The following is a 22,061-nucleotide window of genomic DNA, read 5'->3' as shown; positions in this document are numbered from 1 at the left end:
ATGCAGCAGTATTTTGTAAAAGGCAGTGCAATCCCTCCTGTCACCATCGAGGACAAGGAAACCAGCAAGCATATGTTTCAGGTTATGCGCCTGAAGGAAGATGATGAGGTTACTTTGGTCTTTGATGATGGAATCAAGCGCTTGGCGCGCGTGCTGGATGTGGAAGCCCGTCAGTTTGAGTTGATTGAAGAGTTAGCTGACAATGTGGAGCTACCAGTCCAAGTGACCATCGCATCCGGCTTTCCTAAGGGAGACAAGCTGGAGTTCATTACTCAAAAAGTAACCGAACTGGGTGCCAGCCAAATCTGGGCCTTTCCTGCCGATTGGTCGGTCGCCAAGTGGGATGGCAAGAAATTGGGTAAAAAGGTTGAAAAACTAGAAAAAATCGCCCTTGGAGCAGCAGAACAAAGTAAGCGTAATGTTGTCCCAAGTATCAAGCTTTTTGAGAAGAAAGCAGATTTTCTAGCTCAGTTTGACCAGTTTGACTCTATCATAGTAGCCTATGAAGAATCAGCTAAAGAAGGAGAAGCTGCTGCGCTCTTACAAGCGGTCTCTGGTCTTGAAAAAGGAGCCAAATTGCTCTTTATCTTTGGTCCAGAAGGTGGTCTGTCACCTGCAGAAATCGAAAGTTTCGAAGCTAAGGGAGCAGTCTTGGCAGGTCTTGGTCCTCGTATTTTGCGAGCAGAAACAGCACCACTTTACGCTTTATCAGCCCTTAGTGTTTTATTAGAATTAGAGAAATAAGAGGAAGAAAATGGAACAAAAACACCGTTCAGAATTTCCAGAGAAAGAACTCTGGGATTTAACAGCCCTATACCAAGACCGTGAGGATTTCTTGCGTGCAATCTAGAAGTCTCGCGAAGACATCAACCAGTTTAGACGTGATTACAAGGACAATCTTCATACTTTTGAGGATTTCGAGAAGGCCTTTGCGGAATTGGAACAAATCTACATTCAGATGAGCCATATTGGTAACTATGGATTTATGCCTCAGACGACAGACTATAGCAATGACGAATTTGCCAACATTGCCCAAGCTGGGATGGAATTCGAAACAGATGCCAGTGTAGCCTTGACCTTCTTTGACGATGCCTTGGTGGAAGCTGATGAGGAAGTCTTGGACCGTTTGGGTGAATTACCTCATTTGACGGCGGCCATTCGTCAGGCAAAAATCAAAAAAGCCCACTATTTAGGGGCTGATGTGGAGAAGGCCTTGACCAATCTCGGTGAAGTTTTCTACAGTCCACAGGATATTTACACTAAGATGCGAGCTGGGGATTTCGAAATGGCTGACTTTGAAGCTCATGGCAAGACCTACAAAAACAGCTTTGTGACCTATGAAAATTTCTACCAAAACCATGAGGATGCTGAGGTTCGTGAGAAATCTTTCCGTTCCTTCTCAGAAGGTCTTCGTAAGCACCAAAATACGGCTGCAGCAGCCTATCTAGCCCAAGTCAAGTCTGAAAAACTACTAGCAGATATGAAGGGTTACGACTCAGTCTTTGATTATCTTCTAGCTGAGCAGGAAGTGGATCGTGCCATGTTTGACCGCCAGATTGACCTCATCATGAAGGATTTTGCGCCCGTTGCTCAGAGATACCTCAAGCATGTTGCCAAGGTAAATGGTCTTGAAAAGATGACCTTTGCAGACTGGAAATTGGACTTGGACAGCGCCCTGAATCCTCAAGTGACTATTGACGACGCCTATGACTTGGTCATGAAGTCAGTAGAACCTTTGGGGCAAGAATATTGTCAGGAAGTTGCTCGCTATCAAGAAGAGCGCTGGGTGGACTTTGCTGCCAATAGTGGCAAGGATTCTGGTGGATATGCGGCGGATCCATATCGCGTGCACCCTTATGTCCTCATGAGCTGGACAGGTCGTTTGAGCGATGTCTATACCTTGATTCATGAAATCGGACATTCTGGTCAATTCATCTTTTCAGACAATCACCAAAGCTATTTCAATGCCCACATGTCGACCTACTATGTCGAAGCGCCTTCGACCTTCAATGAATTGCTTCTCAGTGATTACTTGGAGCACCAATCTGACGACCCTCGTCAAAAACGCTTCGCTCTGGCTCACCGCTTGACAGACACCTACTTCCATAACTTTATCACTCACCTTTTGGAAGCAGCCTTCCAGCGTAAAGTGTATACATTGATTGAAGAAGGAGAAACTTTCGGAGCAAGCAAACTCAACAGCATTATGAAGGAAGTTTTGACCGATTTCTGGGGAGATGCCATTGAAATCGACGACGATGCAGCTTTGACTTGGATGCGCCAAGCTCACTACTACATGGGCTTGTATAGTTACACTTACTCAGCAGGACTAGTCATCTCGACTGCGGGTTACCTTCATCTGAAACACTCAGAAACTGGAGCTGAAGATTGGCTCAATCTCCTCAAATCAGGTGGTAGCAAGACACCGCTTGAGTCAGCTATGATTATCGGAGCAGATATCTCTACAGATAAACCACTCCGTGATACTATTCAGTTCTTATCAGACACAGTTGATCAGATCATCGCTTACAGTGCCCAGTTGGGGGAGTAGGGGACTAGATAGGTTGTTCTAGAATGATGTTTATGAGCTTGTTAAGCGTCATTCTATTTGTTTTAGCTGTAGCTATTTTCAAACACGCCGTTGAAGGTCGTTATGCTAAATTTGAACTTGTTGTAGAGTTGATATTGATAGTTATTTACTTCATTTTCTATCAGATTGTATTTAATTGAGAATTCAACATTAAGTCATTTAAGGCTGGTTTTTTGATAAGTTAGTAGAAATTTAGAGGTATTGAGCATGTATCAAGAGTTACTTAGAAAAATAGCAGAAGAAAAACCAAGTTATAACCAGGAAGAAATCCAGTGGCTACTTGATCATTTGGGAGATCCTTCTCCAGAAATTCGTGATGAGCTTGTTTTTACAAGCTTTGCTAGAGGGATTCAGGAAGAGCTATTTACACAGGAACAATTTTATTTCATTGCTGAGGGGATTTCATCTGATGAAGGACTAGACAAAGAGATTGATAAGGTAGGCTTGTCAACACTTGAACGTTCTTTTAGGGCGATTATTTATGCAAATCTCTTGTCTGCAGATGCCAACCAGCAATCGATTTTTTATCAGGGATTACAATCAGAAATTCGTAATGTCCTTTTAAATCAAGGTTTGCACTATCTTTCAAAAGAAAAAGACACGACAGGTTTTTCAAGCCAGTATGGTTGGGTTCATGCTTTTGCACATGGAGCCGATTTACTGACAGAGACGGTTTGTCATCCAGACTTTCCTAAAAACAGAATTCATGAAGTATTTGACATACTTGGTCAATTATTTAAAAGAATTCCCATTCGTTTTACAGATGATGAGGATTGGCGTTTAGCCAGAGTACTTTATGAACCTATTTTACAAGGGAAGTTGGAGCAAGAGCAAGTAGCTTCTTGGATAAAAGCTGTTGACTTTCCGATAGAAGAAAGGGAAGATTTTTATAAATTTTCCAACTTCAGATCCTGTCTGTTGGAAGTCTATGTCCAACTTGACCAGAGAAATAGTTTACAAGATGACTTGAAACAAGCTACCCAGTCTTTTCAATACTAAGAACAAGTGAGTTATTTCATGATTTTCAAGAAAATTTCCAATCAATTTTCTTGAAACCCTTTCCCTCTTTTGATAGACTAGTATCTAGTTTTTGAAAAAAGGAGAAAGAAAATGAAAAAATTTGTCGCTGAGTTAATCGGTACGTTCATGCTTGTGTTCATCGGAACAGGAGCTGTTGTTTTTGGAAATGGTCTTGATGGTCTAGGTCACCTTGGAATCGCCTTTGCCTTTGGTCTGGCAATCGTAGTCGCAGCCTTCTCAATCGGAACTGTTTCAGGTGCTCACTTGAACCCAGCTGTTTCGATTGCTATGTTTGTAAACAAACGTTTGTCATCTTCAGAGCTTGTAAACTACATCCTTGGACAAGTAGTTGGAGCTTTCTTAGCATCTGCTTCTGTCTTCTTCCTCTTGGCAAATTCAGGTATGTCAACTGCAAGTCTTGGTGAAAATGCCTTGGCAAACGGTGTTACTGTCTTTGGTGGTTTCTTGTTTGAAACAATCGCAACCTTCTTGTTTGTTTTGGTTATCATGACTGTAACATCAGCAAGCAAAGGTAATGGCGCAATCGCTGGTTTGGTGATTGGTTTGTCATTGACAGCTTTGATTCTAGCTGGCTTGAACATCACTGGACTTTCAGTAAACCCAGCTCGTAGCTTGGCTCCTGCTGTCTTGGTAGGTGGCGTAGCTCTTCAACAAGTTTGGATTTTCATCCTTGCACCAATCGTTGGTGGGGTTCTTGCAGCCCTTGTTGCTAAAAACTTCCTTGGAACAGAAGAATAATTGAAACTCAAAAAGCCTTGCTCCTCATCTTGAGGAACAGGGCTTTTTCGTATCTGTTTATACTCAATGAAAATCAAAGAGCAAACTAGGAAACTAGCCGCAGGTTGCTCAAAGCACTGTTTTGAAGCTGTAGATGAAACTGACGAAGTCAGTAACCATACATACGGCAAGGCGACGTTGACGCGGTTTGAAGAGATTTTCGAAGAGTATTAACGGTTGTCAATTTTCTCTGGATAGAGGTCGTGTTGGAAGAGGCGTTGTTCTGCCAAGCCTTCATACTTAGTTCCTGGCTTACCGTAGTTGTAGTAGGGGTCAATTGAGATGCCACCGCGAGGTGTAAATTTTCCCCAAACCTCCAAATAGCGAGGGTCTAGCAAGTTGACCAAGTCTTTCCCGATGGTGTTGATACAGTTTTCGTGGAAATCTCCGTGGTTTCGGTAGCTAAAGAGGTAGAGTTTGAGGGATTTTGACTCAACACAGAGCTTGTCAGGAATGTAGGAAATATAAATAGTTGCAAAGTCTGGCTGAGCAGTGATTGGGCAAAGTGAGGTAAATTCAGGACAGTTAAATTTGATAAAATAGTCATTTTCCACATGACGATTGTCAAAGGATTCGAGGACTTCTGGTTGATACTCGAAAATGTAGTTGGTTTCTTTGTTGCCCAGTAGGCTTAGGTTTTTCATTTCTTCTTGTTGTGACATGATTTTTTCTTTCTAATCTTAAACACCACGTTGGTTATCGTAGAGGAGGGTATGCAGTTGAGGAAGGACGCGGACATTGCCCCAGCTATCGTCAGCAGCGATGCGTTCCCAGAGTTCTTTGAGGCGGTCCAGTTGGTCTTGGACAATATTGCCTGTAGCCTTGGGCTCAGGATTTCCTGCTGATAAAAAGAGGACATCTGGTTGGTAGCGTTCTTGTATGCCTTTGGCAAAGGCCAAATCGGCATCGTCAAAGACAGGGATTTTAAAGGTGACCTTGTCTGGATCTAGTTGGGAAACGATAAAATCCAGGGTCTCAAAGTTGACTTCCATCTTGGATGAAGGAGGTTTGGGGCTCAGAGTGACCTGGTCGATATCTTTTAACCAATTTTGCCAGCGGGAGCCTTGGGTCTCAACAGCAAGAGTGACACCACGTTCCTTGAGTTTAGTGACCAGCTCAGCCATGTTGGCTGCTAGGATAGCAGGATTTCCCCCAGACAGGGTTACATAGTCGTAGCTCCCCAATTTATCCAAGGCAGCAATGACCTCGTCAGCAGTCATACGAGTTGGCTTTTCAGAACCATCCCAAGTAAAGGCAGAATCGCACCAGTCGCAGTGGTAGTCGCAACCAGCAGTGCGGACAAACATGGTTTTCTGCCCAATAGCACGGCCTTCGCCTTGAAAGGTTGGGCCAAAAATTTCCAAAACTGGTAGTTTGAGGACACGTTCACTAGTCATCTAACCACTCCCGTCTAAACTCTGCAAAGGCAGTCGGAGTCTCATAGAGGCGAACGTATTCCAAACGGAGACCACGTTCGTCGGGCAACTCTTGGTTCATGGTTTGGAAAATCCAGTAAACCATATTTTCAGCAGTTGTGTTCATATAAGGCAGAGTTTCGTTGAGATAGCGATGATCCAAGTGGGGCTCTAAGTAGTCCTTGTAGATCGCTTTGATGTCTCCGAAATCGTAGGTCATGCCACGTTCATCTAAAAATCCACTGACAGCAATCTGCAGATGATAGGTGTGGCCGTGCAGGGATTTGCATTTTCCCTCATAGTGAAAGAGGTGGTGGGCAGCATCAAAGGTAAATTCTTTTGATACCAAGGTTCTGTGAGGATTGTAGACAAGAGACTCCCCTGTTTCCTGTTTGATTTCTTTGGGTGCAAAAAACATTAGGCCTCTCCTTTCTGTGAGAGATAAACATCTAGTCCATGTTGACGTAGGTGGCAGGCTGGGCAATCGCCACAGCCGCTTCCGATAATTCCGTTGTAACAGGTCAAGGTTTTTTCACGAACATAGTCAAAGGCATCGAGTTGGTCAGCTAATTCCCAGGTTTCAGCCTTGTCTAGCCACATGAGAGGTGTTTGGATTACAAAGTCGTAATCCATGGCAAGGTTGAGCGTCACATTAAGGGATTTGACAAAGACATCTCGACAATCGGGGTAGCCTGAGAAGTCTGTCTCGCAGACACCTGTCACGATGTCTTTAATACCTCGTTGCTTAGCAAGAACTGCCGCAAAGGACAGAAAGAGGTGGTTGCGACCGTCAACGAAAGTATTGGGAAGCTCTCCCTCTTTTTGTTCGATTTCCATATCAGAGGTCAGGGCATTTTCAGTGATTTGCCCCAGCAGAGACATATCGAGGATATGATGACGAATGCCCTGTTCCTTAGCGATTTCTTGGGCAACTTGAATTTCGAGATGATGACGTTGGCCGTAGGCAAAGGTGACAGCTTCGACTGTTTCATAGTGTTCTTTAGCCCAAAAGAGGCAGGTTGTAGAATCTTGACCGCCACTAAAGACGACCAAGGCTGATTGACGTTTCATAGTACTCCTTCCAAAATGGGAAATGTTCAGAGCACGCAAAAAGCTCCCATGAGGGAGCTAAAAAATACCAAGTAGAGGTTTTTTTTAGCGATGGCATGTCCCAAACATCGTAATATTCTACCTACAGTCTAGCATATTTTTTGAAAAATGGCAAAGGGCAAGAAAAAAGAGACCAAAGCAAGTACTTGGTCTCTCGTTTGATTAGCTCAATTCAGCAACGATGGCCTTGATTTGTTCTGCTGTGTGAACACCAGCAACTTGTTTCACAACTTGGCCGTCTTTTTTGAAGAGAAGAGTTGGGATAGACATGATTCCAAAAGCACGAGCTGTGTTTGGATTTTCATCAACGTCCATTTTAACGATTTTCAAAACATCTTCTGAAAGTTCTTCAGACAATTTATCCAAGATTGGACCTTGCATACGACATGGACCACACCAAGTTGCCCAGAAGTCTACCAAGACCAAACCGTCTTTTGTTTCTTGTTCGAATGTTGCATCTGTAATTGCTTTTGCCATTGTATTTCTCCTTTTTTAGTTATATTGGCTTAAATCTTGTTTCATGAGATAGAAGAAGACATCTCCATAAGTCCCATGGTAGTCCAAATCATGACCGTTGTAAGTTAATTTTTGGACAGGGTAGTAGTCTGCGACGCCGATAAGGCAAGCTTGTTGTGAACGATCAAAATCTTCATAAGACTCGAAAGTTACAGTTCTTTCGTTCTTGCTGGCATCTAGATAGGTAATTTCAATCATGTTAAAAACTCCTTTGTTTAATGATGACTTTATTTTACTCCTTGTAAAAGAGAATGTCAAGAAAAATGATTGCGCACGCAACTTTTTTCTAAAATCATCTTAAACCAAGAAATCCAAACCAGTTTCCAAGCTTTCTTCGACAGCCTTCTGTAGAGAGGCCAGTGTTTTTTGCCCATCACTTGTCAGGCAGATAAAGCTAGAGCGTCTATCTTGATCACAACACATGCGACTAAGCAGACCGCAATTTTTAGCTTCTAAGCGAGCCACCATCCGAGAAACGGCGCTTGGGCTCAGATGAAGCTTATCTGGCAGGTCAATTTGGCGTAGAGATTTTTCTTGAGCCAAGTCCAGATAGTAGAGCAGGTAAAACTCTTTCAAGGTCAGACTTTGGTCGCTCTGCTGGGCAATGGTCTCTTCCAAGAGACCTTCAATTTCTTTCTGACGACGATTGAAGTCAAACCATTTTTCCAAATAGGTCATAGTATCTCCTTTCTTTTTAGAGTTATAAAAAGAAGAAAGTCCATTTACGGACAATCTCTGTATCACAAGATGATTGCGCATGCAATAATTATACTACTTTTCAAGAAAGCTGGCAAGAAGGACGCTAAAATCTTTCATCCTATATCACGCCTGTTTTCACTAGTCTTTAATTGTTTGTATCCCCCTTCCTATCTAATTTTTAATGACTCTTACGCATTTCCTTGAAATTTTCTGAAAAAAGAGTAAACTGGTATGCAAGAAGTCTATTTCGTGGAGTTTAGGATGAAATTATATGTTCAATTAATGATTCTCTTTGTGATTTCTCTAATCGGAGAGGGGATCTCTAGTTTCTTTCATTTGCCTATCCCAGGCAGTATTATCGGTTTGATTATTCTCTTTCTAGCCCTACAATTTAAGTGGCTGAGAACCAGGCATGTTAACATGGTCGGGAATTTCTTGCTGGCCAATATGACCATTCTCTTTTTGCCGCCAGCAGTGGGAATCATGGAAAAGTTTGATGTGATTGCTCCCTACCTTTTGCCCATTGTCTTGATTGTCTTTTTTGCAGCTGTTATCAATATTATCCTTATAGCCCTAGTGGTTCAGTTCATCAAGCGACGGTTTGAGGGAGATTATGAGAAAGGAGATGCCAAATGAGTGAATTTGTTTCCAATCCCCTGTTTGGGCTTGCCCTGTCTATCCTAGCCTATCTAGTGGGAATGCTGATTTACAGACGTTTTCCCCATCCATTGACAACGCCCTTGCTTTTGTCAGCTGTTTTCATTATCATCTTTCTAAAGGTGACGGGTATTTCTTACCAAGATTACTACCAAGGTGGGGTTTATCTGAACAACTTGATTGTCCCATCGACCGTGGCTCTAGGGATTCCGCTTTATAAGAGTTTTCATTTGATGAAGCACCATGCTCGGAGTATTCTCTTTGGTAGTTTGCTAGCTGTCATCGTCAATACCTCTTTCACAGCCCTTGTAGCTAAGATTTTTGGCATGGACTTTTTCCTAGCCATTTCTCTCTTTCCTAAGTCAGTGACAACCGCCATGGCAGTAGGAATTACAGAAAAATTGCAAGGCTTGACGACCGTGACCTTGGTGGTTGTAGTGGCGACTGGGATTTTAACCAGTGTGATTGGCCCAACCCTTTTGAAGTGGTTGAAAATTGACGACCCAGTAGCAGTTGGTCTTTCCCTTGGAGGAACAGGGCATGCAGTCGGAACAGGAACGGCCTTTCGATACGGCTCTGTAGCAGGAGCCATGGGGGGCTTGGCTATCGGTGTCACGGGGATTCTCTATGTCTTCGTCAGCCCCATTGTAGCCAGTTTGATATTGAGTTAAAAAGCAAGGAATTCGGGTTCCTTGCTTTTTAAAATCGTATGTTATAGAGTATTATTTTTCTTTGCTTAAGTGAATGACTTGGTCGTAGTGTTTTAAGTCTTCTTCCGTGTAGTGGTGAATGACTTCAATAACTGTTTGAGGTAGGGAGAAGAGCAAGTCGCTGATCTTTCTGCTATTTTCCAAGTCAAGATTGGCCTTGATTTCATCTGCCAAGATGAGTTGGCTATCATGGTAGAGGGCGCGGGCGATTTCAAGGCGTTGTTTCTCGCCACCAGACAGACTATCATTGCTGAGCGTTCGATTTTTCAAATGTTCTAATCCTGTTTTTTTGAGGATGTAAGTTAAACGTTCCTCCTTTTTATCCAGTCCTAGAAGGATATTGTCGTCCAGAGAGAGCGTGTCAAAGTAATGGCTATCTTGGAGGATATAGGAACTAAAGCTTGTGATTTCTTGACGTAACAGGTTTTGACCAGCAAAGCTAATCTGTCCACTTGTTGGTGTCTCTTCTCCATGAATGATATTGAGCAGGGTTGTCTTACCAGAGCCACTTTCCCCGATAATGGCAATTTTTTCTCCTTGTTTGATGTGCATGGAAATCGGAGACAGGAGGCTATTTCCATCTTTTTCAAGGGAGATGGTGTCAAGCTGGATAGGGAAAATGTTTTCTATGCTTCTAGGCGAGTTGGAGTCAGACTGGTTCAAAAGTTTTTGGTATTTGTTGAGAAGAGTTCGAGTCGCTTTTCGGGTGTTGGTAAAGTAGGCCAACTCTTGGAATTGATAGCCGATATTATGGGAAACCAGATAGATGGCCACAAAACTCGCCGCATCTAAATAATTATAGTAGGTCATAAATCCACCGATGACGATTGGTGTGACAGAACAAAAGGCATCGATGCTATTGATCAAGAGACTGTTTAAAGTTCGTTGCTTTTCATAGTTAATTTCGGCATCTAGACTGGTTTGTAATTGCTTTTGATAGCGAGCAAAAAAGTAGTCTTGCCCCTGATAATGGCGAATTTGTTGGCTACCACCAATAAAATTTGTCAAGCTTGCTAAGTAGCTCTGGTTACTAGTTGATCGCTTTTCAGAAAGTGAATCCAAACGCTTTGATCCGATAGCACTGCAGAGTACAGGAAAGGAGTAGAAGAGGATGAAAATCAAGCCTAGGTAAAAATTGGTCCACAGGGCATAGAGAATAGACACAGTGGTAAAGCCCAGAGAAGAAATGATGATGACCGTTGGCTCAATATAGTTTTCTTCTAGTTGCTTGATGTCGTTTTCTAGGTCAGACAAAATATCCTTTTCATCAATCTCATAACTGTTTAAAAATCGCTTGAAAATAGCACTCTTGATTCCATATTTGAAATCAGTAATCAAACGGGCGTAGTAATAGCGTTTCCCAGCTAAACCTAGTAAGAGGATGAGGTTTCCAAGGATTCCCAAAATCAAAACTTTCCAAAGAAGGCCTAGCTCTTGATTGGTAAAACTAGCAACAATATTCTGAACAAGGGCTGGCGTGATAATTGCTTCCAGCCAAGTAATGGCAATAGAAAAGAAGTAAAGTACGAGGTGTTTCTTAGTAACAAATCTTCTCAGCATAAAGAGTTGACCTCCCTATCGATATACATGTAATTAGTTTTAAAGTCATTATACTCCTTTTTATTAAATGCTTCATACTAAAAATGTAATTTTTTTGGGGGGATATATACTATCAATGCTTATTAGGATATAGCAAAAAAATTATAAATATGTGAAATAAGTGTGTTTAATGAGTGTTCATTTGTTATCAGAATGAATCGCTGATACAGGATTAAAAGAACTAAGTATTTCTTTTTGTTTTGAATGCGATACGTGAGTATAGATTTGTGTGACTGATATAGAACTGTGTCCAAGAATTTGTTGAATGTATCGAATATCTACATCATTATCTAGAAGCATTGTCGCAAAGCTATGTCTAAACATATGTGGTGTAATAGTTTTAGATAAGCTATTTTGTTCAACGATTCTCTTTATAACTAAACGTACACTTTGCTCTGACAATGGTTTAAGAGAATGTTTCCCTGGAAACAAGAAATCATTTGATTCATTTCTTGTTTTATTTATATATGTTTCTAATAAATTGAATGTTTTTTGATCTCCTAAAAATAGGATACGTTCTTTCTTACCCTTTCCTATAATATGGAGTGTCTTATTGGAAAGATTAATATCTTTGAGATGAATGTGGCAAAGTTCAGAAATTCTGATGCCTGTTGAAAGTAAAAGTGAAATAATTAGTAGATTTCTTTCGGCTTTTTGTTTTTGATAATCAGTTTTAGATATAACTACTTTCTGTTCTAAATAGATAAAAATGCTTTTCAAAATATCATACGGAATCGTTTTAGGTAATATTTTTTCAGTTCTAAATTGAAAGCGTAATTGATTGAAGGGATTCTCTTCAATTATATGCTGGTATTTTAGATAGTTATAAAACACCTTCATACAAGCAATTTTTCTTCTTAGTGTATTCGTTTTTATGTTAGATTGTGTCAACTGTTCAATATAGGATTCAACATTATCATAGTTTGAGTTATAAAATTGCATAAGATCATTTTTATAAGCTCGAATCGTGTGAGAACTCAAACGTTTATGAGTTTTGCAATAATCTAAGTAAGTAGAAATAAGTTTATAATCCATGAAAATCTCCTTCGTCAATAATCATGCTATTATAAACTTATTTTGATGCTTTGTATAGCGATAATAAATAGTTATCATTAGGAGAAAGTTATGGATATTACAATTATTATTCCAATGAAAGATACCGAAGATCAAATAATGAAATGTTTAGATTCTATCAAAATCAATACGCTTTCTAGAGATAGGTATGAAGTCATCATTATTGACGATGCCTCAAAGCAACCTTCAGAATTTTTATCAGAAAAATATGATATTCATTATTTTTATTCTAAGAAAAGTTTAGGAGCAGGAGGAGCCCGAAATTTAGGACTAAGGATGGCTCGTGGAAAATACATATGCTTTATAGATAGTGATGACTGGATTTCCTACGATTATTTAGAAAAAGGTCTAACATATATGGAGCAATGTGCATCTGAAATTGGAATGTTTACTTTAAAACGTGAATACGACGACATAAAGGATATAATCTACAAGTGTAAGTATAATACTTTGCTACAATTAGGATCTGAAGAGAGTATAAAGGTAATGGCGAAAGAATATAACTTTGATGTAAACATAGTTCCATCAACAACTAATAAAATCTACCTACGTCAATTTTTAATTGACAATAATATATTTTTTCCTGAGAATCGTAAATTTGAAGATTTACTATTCAGTATTAAGACGATGCTTGCAGCTTCTAAATTAATTTGTATTCCTGAGGCAACTTACTTTCATTATCGACGTAAGGGGTCAATTGTCCAATCTTTTGAACACAAAAATAGCGAAGATATGTTATTCATTTTGAAAGAAATTAAAGTGTATTTAGAAAACAATAATTATTTTGAAATTTATAAGAAAAGCTTCTATCTTTTTTGTGAACATTTTATGAACCTAATCATTAGACAAATTAATGAATTTTGTAGTGATGAAAATATTAAAAAAGCTGAAATGACTTTTATTGTTAAAAATTTATTACAGCAAATTAACTTAGATGAGTATCTTGCCTCTATTTCAGCAGAAAAACTTAGAATGCACATTCAACCTTACATCATTGATACAAATATACTATAAACATAAATTGTTCTACATGTTCTATTAAATTAATCCTAATATCAGGAAAGTATTTTGTAAATATATTGTAATTTTTGTATTTAAAAATCCCATATGATTCCTAATAAAAATGTGTTGGCAATTCATTGGAAATCATATGGGAAAAATATATTTTATTATTTAAAAATTGAAATGACTACGCTAGAATAGGTATATGGAGTATTCGAACGTAATCACTTTACTTTACTGTATTAATAATTAGACTCCCTTACCATATTGAACGAGCATCAAAATAAAACGTATTATCTTTCAGCTCACCACCTAAATAAAATTCAACATGAGCTGGTGAACAACTTAGTTTAAGATTGTGTAAATTAATATTTTTATAATGATTAGGAAGAGGGGAACTATCAATTAATCTCAATTTGTTTTCAATTTCTAGATATTGATTATTTTGGACTAATTCTAAATAATTAAATATGTTAGCAAAAAATAGTTGTTGACGAGCCCTGTAGGGACGTTTCCCCGAATCGTAGATTTCTTTGATTAAGTTTTTAAGAGTTGTTTGATCATCTAAAATGATAGCTCCAGCTACCAATCCGAGAATATACTTTTTATAGTCGTTAAGGTAGTCCTTTTTTAAGATACTAACTTTCTGTAGGATAATTAAGAATTGTTCTTGCTTAGGATTCTCTAAAAATTTTATAAATAATTTCTCTATTTCTAAAAAATAATTATATTTATCAATTGAAATAGGTTCAATTTGAAATAAAATTTCTTTGGCAAGTGTTATATTACTTGAATAAAAGATTCTCGCAAGGCGTTGGGTGTAAATTTTTCCATATTCATCTATTTTTGAATAGTTCATAAATTCTTCTAAGAGCTTACAATCTAGTGCTAAGGTGTTCTCTGTTTTAATCAGAGCCTCCAAAAATTTTTGGTTAGATTTAATCGTCTGAACTTGATCATGATTTACATTACGATAGGATAACAAATTATGGAACTTCTTGCTATGTTTTCGAAATTGTTCTAAGCGATAGTTTTCATAATCACTATTGATTATTTCATAGACTACATTTAATATAATATTTAAAAAAATTTCAGATTCACTATTATATTTTAATTTTTCATCAAGTATATTGAAAAGTTTTAAAAATTCTGCAGATCCACTACTATCTTGCCCAACATTTGCATTAGCCATTGCAAAAAAATAGTGCAGTAAATAATAATCATTTTGAAATCTATAGAACAACCTCATGTAGTTGTCTCCCCCTTTAAATTTGCGAAGGAGATAGTAAATTGAATGATATTCTTGATGAGAAAAATATTGTTGAAGCGTAGCAATTGCTTCTTGACTTTTTTCTCTATTCTTATCTATAAATAAGGAGACAAATATTTCTTGGAGAGGATGATTGAAATTTATATTTTCAGAGATAAATAATTCATTCCCATTGTCTATAATCCAGTTCAAGAACTCCTCTAATAAATTAGAAGAGAATGGTACTAGTTGTTGGTTGATGTCAAAACCTAGAAAATTTTTTTCCAATAAAGATATTGTTGCTTCGCTATATATTTGAATATCATTTGGTGGGAGACTATAGTTCAAGAAAACAGACTTTACTACTTCAAGTTCCTCTTTGCTTAAATCTTCAAAACTTTTAATATTCTCGTTGCTACTGAAATGAATTAATAGTTTAGCGGGTTCGAGTTTTAAGATAAGAAAAGTATTTAAGTCCTGTAATTGTTTTATATTCTTAATGGATTCTTTTAATGGTTCATAGATTGGGTTTATTCCGTCCAGGGATAATACTTCTGATATGTGAATGACATCTTTTGGAAAAGTTAATGGATTTGTTGAAGTAACGACAAAGAAAATATTGTAATCTTCATTATAGCAAGCTTGAATTATATGTTCAAAAAATTCTTTGTATTCGTTTGATAAAAATTGAAAGTTTTCTACAATAACTAATTTAAAGATTTGAGTTTCCTTAAATTGCTGAAAAAAGTCCGTTAGAATGTCTGATTGAAAATATCTAAAAAGTGCTTCGTAATTTTTAGCTTGATACTGTTGTATAAATGATTTTAAGGAACTACTGAGAGGAGTTGGATAATCTTCTTTGATGACCAGATCGTGTAGCAACGGGAACAAAATAAAATGCACTAGCTGAACTAAATTTTCCAAATTGCAGACATCATCCGATGAAAATGATATAAATATTTTGGGGAATTGCTGAATAGTAGGTGATGAAAAATAATTTTTGACTAGATAGCTTTTTCCATATTTATAGGGAGAAATAATTGAAAAAATCTGAGTAGTTTTAGTATGATTCCTAGTTGTTTTACAATTTTCTTCCAATCTCTGTCTGACATTCTCTTGTGATTTTATATAAATAGGTTTCATAACAGTATTTTTTATTAAAGTAAAATGCTTAGGACTAAGAATTGAAATTTTGGTACTATTAGATTTCTTACATACATCGAAAAAATGATAGATGGAATAACTGTCTTGATTTTTTTCGTAAATAAAAGAATTATTCTGGCTACCATTGGGTGAAGCATCATACCTATCGTCAGGAACTATTTGAAATTCTATTTGAATATGATTTTCACCAGAATTTACCGGAATCTCCTTAAGAGAAGATGTGCCAACAATTCTCCAGGGATATGTTCCTATATTGTTAGGTAAAATTTCTATTATGTCATCATTGTAAGAAAAAAATGAAAAGGACAATCGATAGCGTGTATTGTACGACAGGTAGTCTACTGAAAAATTGGGGTTTCGAATGGCATAGGAATTTATCGTGGTCACTTCAACAAATCTAGTTGAAGTAGTTTCAATTTCTGATATATCAATATCTTTTTCTGAGATATTAGAAGAAAAAAATTCTTTGATATATTTGGGATTACGTTTTAACCAACTTTCTAGATTTGTTTTAGTTATAAAATGTACAACCGCTTCGGGAGAAATTTCGGTAATTGCAGTTTTTATATTAATAATATTCTCAGTAGAAATATTCGAATTAGTAACAAAGAAATATTTTTTAACATTTTTTTGTAAGATAGAAGTGACAATAGTCGCATCAAGACGATACCGAGATAGTTTTTCTTTGGAGGTATATTTTGCTTCCATCCACCATCTAATAAATTGGCCGTCTTCTATAAAAAAGACGACCTGCGCATCTCTATTTCCATCACGAGTTTCTTTTGTTGGGGTCCAATTTCTCTCACTGGGATAAACTTTTTCAACATATTTTAGTGCTAATACTTCAAAAGTTTTATCATTTTTGGGTTTTAGATATTGCCAAATATTCAATTTTATAAATCTCCTAATGATAACTATTTATTATCGCTAGTATATCATAAAAATTAGTATTTCACTAATTTTATAGTGGATGATAAAGAGATAAAAAACAAAGAAACATTGTTTGGTATAACGCATTTAATTTTCTATAGAATATTCAATTTAGATTGAATAAAAGTCTAATAAGTAGGAGAGGTTCTTTTCCATAATTTCTCGAATAGAACACAAAAAGCGAACAAAACAGAATTTGTTGTTTCGATTCGCTTTTCGTATTATTATTATTATTATCTAGTTTTTTTGTAGCTCTGATAACATTTAGTTTGAGTAGGTACACTAATAACCGATGGAATAAAATGTATACTTTAGATTATTTCCAAGCGCCACTGGCATCTACATAGTAACCATCAGGTGTGTAGGTATTGTGAAGCATCTTACCAGTTGAATCAAGATAGTACCACTGACCGCCATCTTTGCCCCAACCAGTCGTCATAGAACCTGAGTTGTTTAGATAATACCAAGAGCCACTATCTTTCACCCATCCTGTTGCCATAGCACCTGAATCTTTTAGGTAATACCAAGAGCCGTTATCATATAACCAATCAGCTGAAATCATAGCTCCTGATGATTTAAAGGCATACCAGTTGCCACCTTGATAGAGCCAAGTTTGATTGAACATGACTCCTTTATCATTCATAAAGTACCAAGTTCCCTTGTCCTTAACCCAAGCATTTTGAACTAATTGCCCTTGTTTTTGATAGTACCAGCTTTCACTGTAATTCTTTTTTAGCCAACTTTCTGCTTTTACAATCGGATAAAGTATTTTGAAGGCTCCTGCCCCCCTGTAGGAATGACTGATAACTCCTGGTTTTTGAAGTTTCAATTCTACATAGTCGTCTGCCCAAGCAAATACTTTTTGACCATTGACAGTCTCTGGTAAAGTGGCAGTGTAGGTCTTGGTTTGATAGTCCCATTTTGCATCAAGGTAGGTGTGTTGATCATTTGATTCGTCAATACGGAAGTAACCACTCTTTCCACCGTCATTATATACATCATCTACTACTTTAGTGGACCAGGTCTTTACTTCATTTCCGCTCTTGGCCTCGACCTTGATATCCCCTCTATAGCCATAAGGTACATAGAAATTCAGGTAACGCCCCTCTACACCCATCATAGACTTGTCCTTTTCTTGACCTAGGAAATTGACAGTTTGATCTTGACCATTGAGATTGACCGTCCACTCGATTTTCTCAGTTTTTGGCAAATCCAATACTTTGATATCTACTTCATGTCCATTGTCAAATCGGAGAATTTTGCCATCTTGATACCAAACATCACCCTTAATAACCCATTCTTCTTTAAGCTCAAATGCCTGCCCTGAATGAGGGAAAGCCAGTAAGGCTAGACCAGCTAAAGACAAACCAAATAATGTGATTTTTTTTGATACTTTCATTTTCTTAACTCCTTATTTTTGGAATAAAACAAATTGACTGTTTTTAGGATAAACTGATACATGTTGCTCTTCGCGAATTTTTGATGCATCTTCAAGGACTAGAGGATAAGAGTATTGATACAGTTCCTCTAAAGTGATTTTTCCGTTAGTATTGGTGTCTGCCATAGGCGAAATCATTCTATTTTGAAGTGAATCCCAACCTGTACCCATTGCCCAGTATCTGGTGGCAAGACTACCTACTCCGACTGCACTATACGATTTTTCACCTTTCCAAGAGGCACATAGTACGAGGAATTTAGAGTCAAGCATTTCACCATTCTTACTTGCTAGATTTCCTGTTGAGAATCCTGCCAAAAATGCTTGTTCATCAAATCTTTCTTCAGACTTGGAGACGGCCTTTTCATCTGATTTACCTACATCTATAATTGTTCCTGAATAGCAACAATCTAGCATAACCACAAACTTACCTTTATATTGTTTCAGTATAGATGCTAATTCCCAACCTGAAAAGGATGTTTTATCGCTACCAATGGCTATCGTCCCGTCTTTTCCTCCATGGCAAGTAAAGTAAAGGTAGTTCACATCGCTTTCGCTAGAAGATTTGAAAAGTTCTTCCATTTTTGCAATAATCTCAGCTTTTGTTTTATCTGGGAACCGAACAACTTCGCTAAAGTTTTGGTTACTAAAAGCCTTTTCCATAGCATTAACGTCTTCAATAGGTACTGCTCTCGTTGATGTTTCACCAAGAACTAAAGCACGGCGATTAATCGTTTGTCTTGCCCCACTAGTGGCAAAGAAATAAGTATCATCTCTAATATTGTGCCAACCAACTTGCATATCACTACTGCTAGATATAGTATTGTTTTCCATTGATAGTCTGTAGTCCAGTTTGCATGGCACCGCTAGTATTTAAATAATACCAGTTCCCAGATTCTTTAATCCAACCTTCACTATCAAAATAGTACCAGGTGTCACCTATTTTTCCCCATCCATTTGTAGTATAAGAACCGTCAGAATGTTTATACCACCAACGGCTACCAGATTTTATCCAACTTCCACTTGACTTACTATAAGTCGTTTGAGAGGATGATTCTTGAGCAGAAACTGGATTATTTACTGCTATAGACTCAATAAAGCAACTGATGGCAATAAAATTTTTTTCATAATCATATTGTCCTTTCTGTTTTATTTTTGATATAATCATATCATAAATAAAAAAACAGGTTTTATTTTTTGCAGAAATGGAAGAGGAATAGTATGGAAAATTTTGGAGCAGTTTTAAAGGATATTCGTATTTCAAAAAATTTTCGTCTTAAAGATTTAGCTTGTGATAAGATTAGTGAATCAACTATTTCTCGTTTCGAAAATGGGATTACCAAATTATCTATTGATCATTTTTACATGTTGTTAAATCGCCTGGGGATATCATTTTCGGAATTTGAAGAATTAGTTCATTGCTATTATTCCAAAAAAGAATGTTTTTTTGAAGAACTAGAGCATGCTGTGAACTCTTCAGATATCGTTTTGTTACAAGAACTAATAAAGAAAATAGAACTAAAACAAAAGCAGGAAAAAAGTTTATGCAATTGTCACATAAAGTTGATTGCTGAACAACAGATTAATCGCCTTGCAAACCTTCCTTACAATGCATCTAAATGTAATGAACTAATAAAGTATTTGCTTTCTGTAGATAATTGGATGGAGTATGAACTAAAAATTTTTTATAATTCGGTGTCTTTTATGAACACTAAAACCATAAGCTTACTATATAGAGTGGTAATCAAGAAAACACGACATTTTTTAAAAACAGATATGGGCACACATAGAGTAATTCCTTTATATTTATTTAATTTAGAATTATTATTAAAAAATAATTTGTTAGATAGCGCTCAATTTTTTATAGATGATTTAGAAAATTTACTGACCAGACAAGGATATTATTTTGAAAAGACTTATTTGCTTTTTTTAAAAGGTATTTATCTCATAAAAACGAATCAAGTAGAGTTAGGCAAAAAAGAATGTTCCAAAGCTATGAGAATATTTAAAGAATATAATGACAGTGACACAATAGAGAAATTAAACAAGACCTTTAAATCAGATTTAAAAGGATTTGTTTTTTAAATAAAGTTAGATAGAAAATGAGATAAAAGAAAAAGGATAGCCTCTCTGCGATGAGATGTTATCCTTTTTGATTTTGAAACTATTGCAAATTAACCTTGTTTTTCAAGATATAGTAGATTCCGAGGTAGTAGATAGCTATGAAAATGAGTTCCTCGATAATGGATGTACTTGCTCCCATATAGAAATTATCATTAAATCCTGCAAGTGAATTGACATAGAAGTTAGTACTGGTATTGAAGAAAACTCCAATAAATCCTATGACGATTTGGATACCAATGTAGGCTGCAACAGCAAGTGCGGTACGGTATTCATTAAACAGTTGTCCAATGGAAATGGCTAAGTAAATGCAGAGGATTCCAGAAATAGTATTTAGTAGGAAGGATAACCCCACAAGAGAGAGTTGAGGAAGGTATGTTCCTACAAGTGGGAACCAGTCATAATGTGACATCCAATCTGGAACCGTTATAGTCACAATAAGAAAAGCACTTAGAGCCAGTACAGCCGAGCTAAGTATAGACCAGATGAAGGCTCCGACTAATTTAGCTGTGATGATATAGTGCTCAGAAACTGGCAAGGTCAAAGTCAGATAGCCTTGGCGGTCATAGACACTACCTTTGAAGCGTTTGATAATCAAGAAAATGGTTGAAATCCAAAGTGTAATTATCAAGCCGCCAAAGACGAGAGCCAGAAAGATAAATAGGAAAGGTTGGCTATCTTTGAAAGATATATAATTATAGTAGTGTCCTTGCATTCCTAGGGGGACTGAAAGAACGAGCACGGCTGCGTAGAGGGCTAAATACCACTTGTTAACATTTTTAAATTCGTAGCGAACTAAATTCCAAAACATAATAATCTCCTTTGCTTAGGCCTTAAATTCCTGACGGAAGAGTTGGTCAATGGATTCACCTGACTCATAGCGAATATCATCTACATTTCCTTGACGGACGACTTTTCCGTCTTTGAGGAAGACAATTTCATCCAAGATTGGCTCGATATCAGAAATCAAGTGGGTAGAAATCAAAACGGTAGAAGTTGGGGAGTAGTTGTTGATAATGGTATTGAGGATATAATCACGAGCAGCAGGGTCTACTCCACCAATGGGTTCGTCCAGAACATAGAGACGAGCATCACGGCTCATAACCAAAATCAGTTGTACCTTTTCCTTGTTTCCTTTTGACAGTTTCTTGAGGCGACTATTTTCATCAATACCTAGGTCTGCAAGTAGATGATGGGCGCGTTCAAGATTGAAATCTTTATAGAAGGTCTTGAAGTAGGTTAGGGCTTCTTTGACCTTCATTTGTTCATTGAGATAGGTCGTATCCGGCAAATAAGCCACGATGGCCTTGGTTGCTGGGCTTGGGTCCATGTCATTGATAAGGACACGTCCTTGATCTGGTTGTAAGAGGCCATTGATTAGTTTAATCAGGGTTGTTTTTCCTGAGCCGTTTGGGCCAAGGAGACCAACAATTTTTCCAGCTGGGATGTCAAGAGAAACATTTTCAAGGGCTGGTGTTGCTCCATAAGATTTGGATACATTTTCAAATGCTAGTAATGACATAGGCTTAAACTCCTTTAATATAATCTCCGACTACGCCTGGTAGTTCTTCTTTTTCATAGCCAAAATGGGTCATGGAGGAAACGAAGTGTTCCAATTCTTCTTCTGATAATTGTTTGCGCGATTGGGTGATCAGTTCCTTATCCTCAGTCACAAATCGTCCAGTTGTTCGCTTGCTGTAGACAAATCCTTCTCGTTCAAGGTCTGACAAGGCTCTTTGGATGGTGTTTGGATTGACACCAGCCTCGCTAGCTAGCTCTCTCACGGTTGGAAGTTGTTGATTGGGTTCCAGTGTATGGGAAACAATCTGAAGCTTGATTTTCTCCATAATCTGTAAATAGATGGGTTTTTTGTTGTCAAATGTCCAGGACATCTTGGTCTCCTTTCTCTTATCCTTTTGTCTTAATTAAATAATACAACAAAACAAAAAACTTGTCAAGCAAAAAGAAGAAT

23 protein-coding genes and 1 pseudogene are annotated in these 22,061 nt (G+C 37.5%); 8 read left to right on the top strand and 16 right to left on the bottom strand.

Annotated elements, in window-relative coordinates; translation table 11 throughout:
• The 4 genes and pseudogenes from RYL77_RS01600 to RYL77_RS01585 all read left to right on the top strand — a co-directional run bounded on the left by RYL77_RS01600 (position 1) and on the right by RYL77_RS01585 (position 4,369).
• Complete coding sequence (locus RYL77_RS01600) at positions 1-744, top strand: 16S rRNA (uracil(1498)-N(3))-methyltransferase (protein WP_315009343.1); 744 nt, start codon at positions 1-3, stop codon at positions 742-744.
• 10 nt (positions 745-754) lie between these two features.
• Positions 755-2,551: pseudogene (gene pepF / locus RYL77_RS01595) on the top strand (oligoendopeptidase F).
• A 246-nt stretch (positions 2,552-2,797) separates the two neighbouring features.
• On the top strand, positions 2,798-3,589 hold the full coding sequence (locus tag RYL77_RS01590) for a DUF2785 domain-containing protein (RefSeq protein WP_315009341.1): 792 nt from the start codon (positions 2,798-2,800) through the stop codon (positions 3,587-3,589).
• A 111-nt stretch (positions 3,590-3,700) separates the two neighbouring features.
• A complete protein-coding gene (locus RYL77_RS01585) occupies positions 3,701-4,369 on the top strand; it encodes an aquaporin (RefSeq protein WP_315009339.1) in 669 nt (222 codons plus the stop codon).
• A gap of 209 nt (positions 4,370-4,578) precedes the next feature.
• Here the strand turns inward: RYL77_RS01585 and queF are convergent, their stop codons facing one another.
• The 7 genes from queF to RYL77_RS01550 form a co-directional block, all read right to left on the bottom strand.
• Positions 4,579-5,070, bottom strand: a complete 492-nt coding sequence (queF, locus tag RYL77_RS01580) for a preQ(1) synthase (RefSeq protein WP_000082587.1) — start codon at positions 5,068-5,070, stop codon at positions 4,579-4,581.
• Positions 5,071-5,088: 18 nt separating this feature from the next.
• A complete protein-coding gene (queE, locus tag RYL77_RS01575) occupies positions 5,089-5,805 on the bottom strand; it encodes a 7-carboxy-7-deazaguanine synthase QueE (protein WP_315009337.1) in 717 nt (238 codons plus the stop codon).
• Positions 5,798-6,241 (bottom strand): 6-carboxytetrahydropterin synthase QueD, encoded by a 444-nt coding sequence (queD, locus tag RYL77_RS01570; protein WP_125415378.1) that lies wholly within the window; start codon positions 6,239-6,241, stop codon positions 5,798-5,800. Before queD ends, queE begins: the two co-directional genes overlap by 8 nt.
• Positions 6,241-6,894, bottom strand: a complete 654-nt coding sequence (gene queC, locus RYL77_RS01565) for a 7-cyano-7-deazaguanine synthase QueC (RefSeq protein WP_315009334.1) — start codon at positions 6,892-6,894, stop codon at positions 6,241-6,243. The genes queD and queC overlap by 1 nt, the downstream gene beginning before the upstream one ends.
• 201 nt (positions 6,895-7,095) lie before the next feature.
• Positions 7,096-7,410: a thioredoxin gene (gene trxA, locus RYL77_RS01560; protein WP_001029581.1), complete on the bottom strand. Its 315-nt coding sequence runs from the start codon at positions 7,408-7,410 to the stop codon at positions 7,096-7,098.
• A 15-nt stretch (positions 7,411-7,425) separates the two neighbouring features.
• Positions 7,426-7,647 (bottom strand): DUF4649 family protein, encoded by a 222-nt coding sequence (locus RYL77_RS01555; protein WP_000570256.1) that lies wholly within the window; start codon positions 7,645-7,647, stop codon positions 7,426-7,428.
• Between the two features lie 99 nt (positions 7,648-7,746).
• Positions 7,747-8,127: a MarR family transcriptional regulator gene (locus tag RYL77_RS01550; protein WP_315009332.1), complete on the bottom strand. Its 381-nt coding sequence runs from the start codon at positions 8,125-8,127 to the stop codon at positions 7,747-7,749.
• A gap of 282 nt (positions 8,128-8,409) precedes the next feature.
• On the opposite strand from RYL77_RS01550, the gene RYL77_RS01545 reads away from it, so the two are divergent.
• Positions 8,410-8,784 carry a CidA/LrgA family protein gene (locus tag RYL77_RS01545; protein ID WP_000781325.1) on the top strand — a complete coding sequence of 125 codons (375 nt, stop codon included), beginning with the start codon at positions 8,410-8,412 and terminating at the stop codon, positions 8,782-8,784.
• Positions 8,781-9,476 (top strand): LrgB family protein, encoded by a 696-nt coding sequence (locus tag RYL77_RS01540; RefSeq protein ID WP_268727268.1) that lies wholly within the window; start codon positions 8,781-8,783, stop codon positions 9,474-9,476. The genes RYL77_RS01545 and RYL77_RS01540 overlap by 4 nt, the downstream gene beginning before the upstream one ends.
• Positions 9,477-9,527: 51 nt before the next feature.
• Here RYL77_RS01540 and RYL77_RS01535 read toward each other — a convergent pair whose 3' ends face one another.
• On the bottom strand, positions 9,528-11,075 hold the full coding sequence (locus tag RYL77_RS01535) for an ABC transporter ATP-binding protein (protein WP_315009329.1): 1,548 nt from the start codon (positions 11,073-11,075) through the stop codon (positions 9,528-9,530).
• Between the two features lie 177 nt (positions 11,076-11,252).
• Positions 11,253-12,149, bottom strand: a complete 897-nt coding sequence (locus RYL77_RS01530; protein ID WP_315009328.1) for a tyrosine-type recombinase/integrase — start codon at positions 12,147-12,149, stop codon at positions 11,253-11,255.
• Between the two features lie 90 nt (positions 12,150-12,239).
• Between RYL77_RS01530 and RYL77_RS01525 the strand changes: the two genes are divergently transcribed.
• Positions 12,240-13,202 (top strand): glycosyltransferase family 2 protein, encoded by a 963-nt coding sequence (locus tag RYL77_RS01525; RefSeq protein WP_102211375.1) that lies wholly within the window; start codon positions 12,240-12,242, stop codon positions 13,200-13,202.
• Between the two features lie 247 nt (positions 13,203-13,449).
• Here the strand turns inward: RYL77_RS01525 and RYL77_RS01520 are convergent, their stop codons facing one another.
• The 4 genes from RYL77_RS01520 to RYL77_RS01505 all read right to left on the bottom strand — a co-directional run bounded on the left by RYL77_RS01520 (position 13,450) and on the right by RYL77_RS01505 (position 19,232).
• The gene (locus tag RYL77_RS01520; protein ID WP_315009326.1) at positions 13,450-16,494 is read right to left on the bottom strand and encodes a hypothetical protein; all 3,045 of its coding nucleotides are present in this window, start codon (positions 16,492-16,494) and stop codon (positions 13,450-13,452) included.
• A 355-nt stretch (positions 16,495-16,849) separates the two neighbouring features.
• Positions 16,850-17,932 (bottom strand): N-acetylmuramoyl-L-alanine amidase family protein, encoded by a 1,083-nt coding sequence (locus RYL77_RS01515; RefSeq protein ID WP_315009325.1) that lies wholly within the window; start codon positions 17,930-17,932, stop codon positions 16,850-16,852.
• Positions 17,933-17,944: 12 nt separating this feature from the next.
• Positions 17,945-18,802 carry a caspase family protein gene (locus tag RYL77_RS01510; protein WP_315009323.1) on the bottom strand — a complete coding sequence of 286 codons (858 nt, stop codon included), beginning with the start codon at positions 18,800-18,802 and terminating at the stop codon, positions 17,945-17,947.
• A complete protein-coding gene (locus RYL77_RS01505; protein WP_315009321.1) occupies positions 18,780-19,232 on the bottom strand; it encodes a hypothetical protein in 453 nt (150 codons plus the stop codon). Before RYL77_RS01505 ends, RYL77_RS01510 begins: the two co-directional genes overlap by 23 nt.
• Between RYL77_RS01505 and RYL77_RS01500 the strand changes: the two genes are divergently transcribed.
• Complete coding sequence (locus RYL77_RS01500) at positions 19,190-20,053, top strand: helix-turn-helix domain-containing protein (RefSeq protein ID WP_315009319.1); 864 nt, start codon at positions 19,190-19,192, stop codon at positions 20,051-20,053. The genes RYL77_RS01505 and RYL77_RS01500 overlap by 43 nt on opposite strands.
• Positions 20,054-20,132: 79 nt before the next feature.
• On the opposite strand, the gene RYL77_RS01495 is transcribed toward RYL77_RS01500, so the two are convergent.
• Genes RYL77_RS01495 through RYL77_RS01485 form a run of 3 tightly spaced genes read right to left on the bottom strand, consistent with a single transcriptional unit; the run spans position 20,133 to position 21,981 of the window.
• Complete coding sequence (locus RYL77_RS01495) at positions 20,133-20,900, bottom strand: hypothetical protein (RefSeq protein WP_315009318.1); 768 nt, start codon at positions 20,898-20,900, stop codon at positions 20,133-20,135.
• A 15-nt stretch (positions 20,901-20,915) separates the two neighbouring features.
• Positions 20,916-21,611: an ABC transporter ATP-binding protein gene (locus RYL77_RS01490; protein WP_004256110.1), complete on the bottom strand. Its 696-nt coding sequence runs from the start codon at positions 21,609-21,611 to the stop codon at positions 20,916-20,918.
• Positions 21,612-21,615: 4 nt separating this feature from the next.
• Positions 21,616-21,981, bottom strand: coding sequence for a GntR family transcriptional regulator (locus tag RYL77_RS01485; RefSeq protein ID WP_020901665.1), 366 nt, complete (start codon positions 21,979-21,981; stop codon positions 21,616-21,618).
• Positions 21,982-22,061 lie beyond the last annotated feature (80 nt).

The sequence above is a fragment of the uncultured Streptococcus sp. genome (genome assembly GCF_963516515.1).
Taxonomy (GTDB): Bacteria; Bacillota; Bacilli; order Lactobacillales; family Streptococcaceae; genus Streptococcus.
This window is presented reverse-complemented; position numbering and strand designations above follow the sequence as displayed.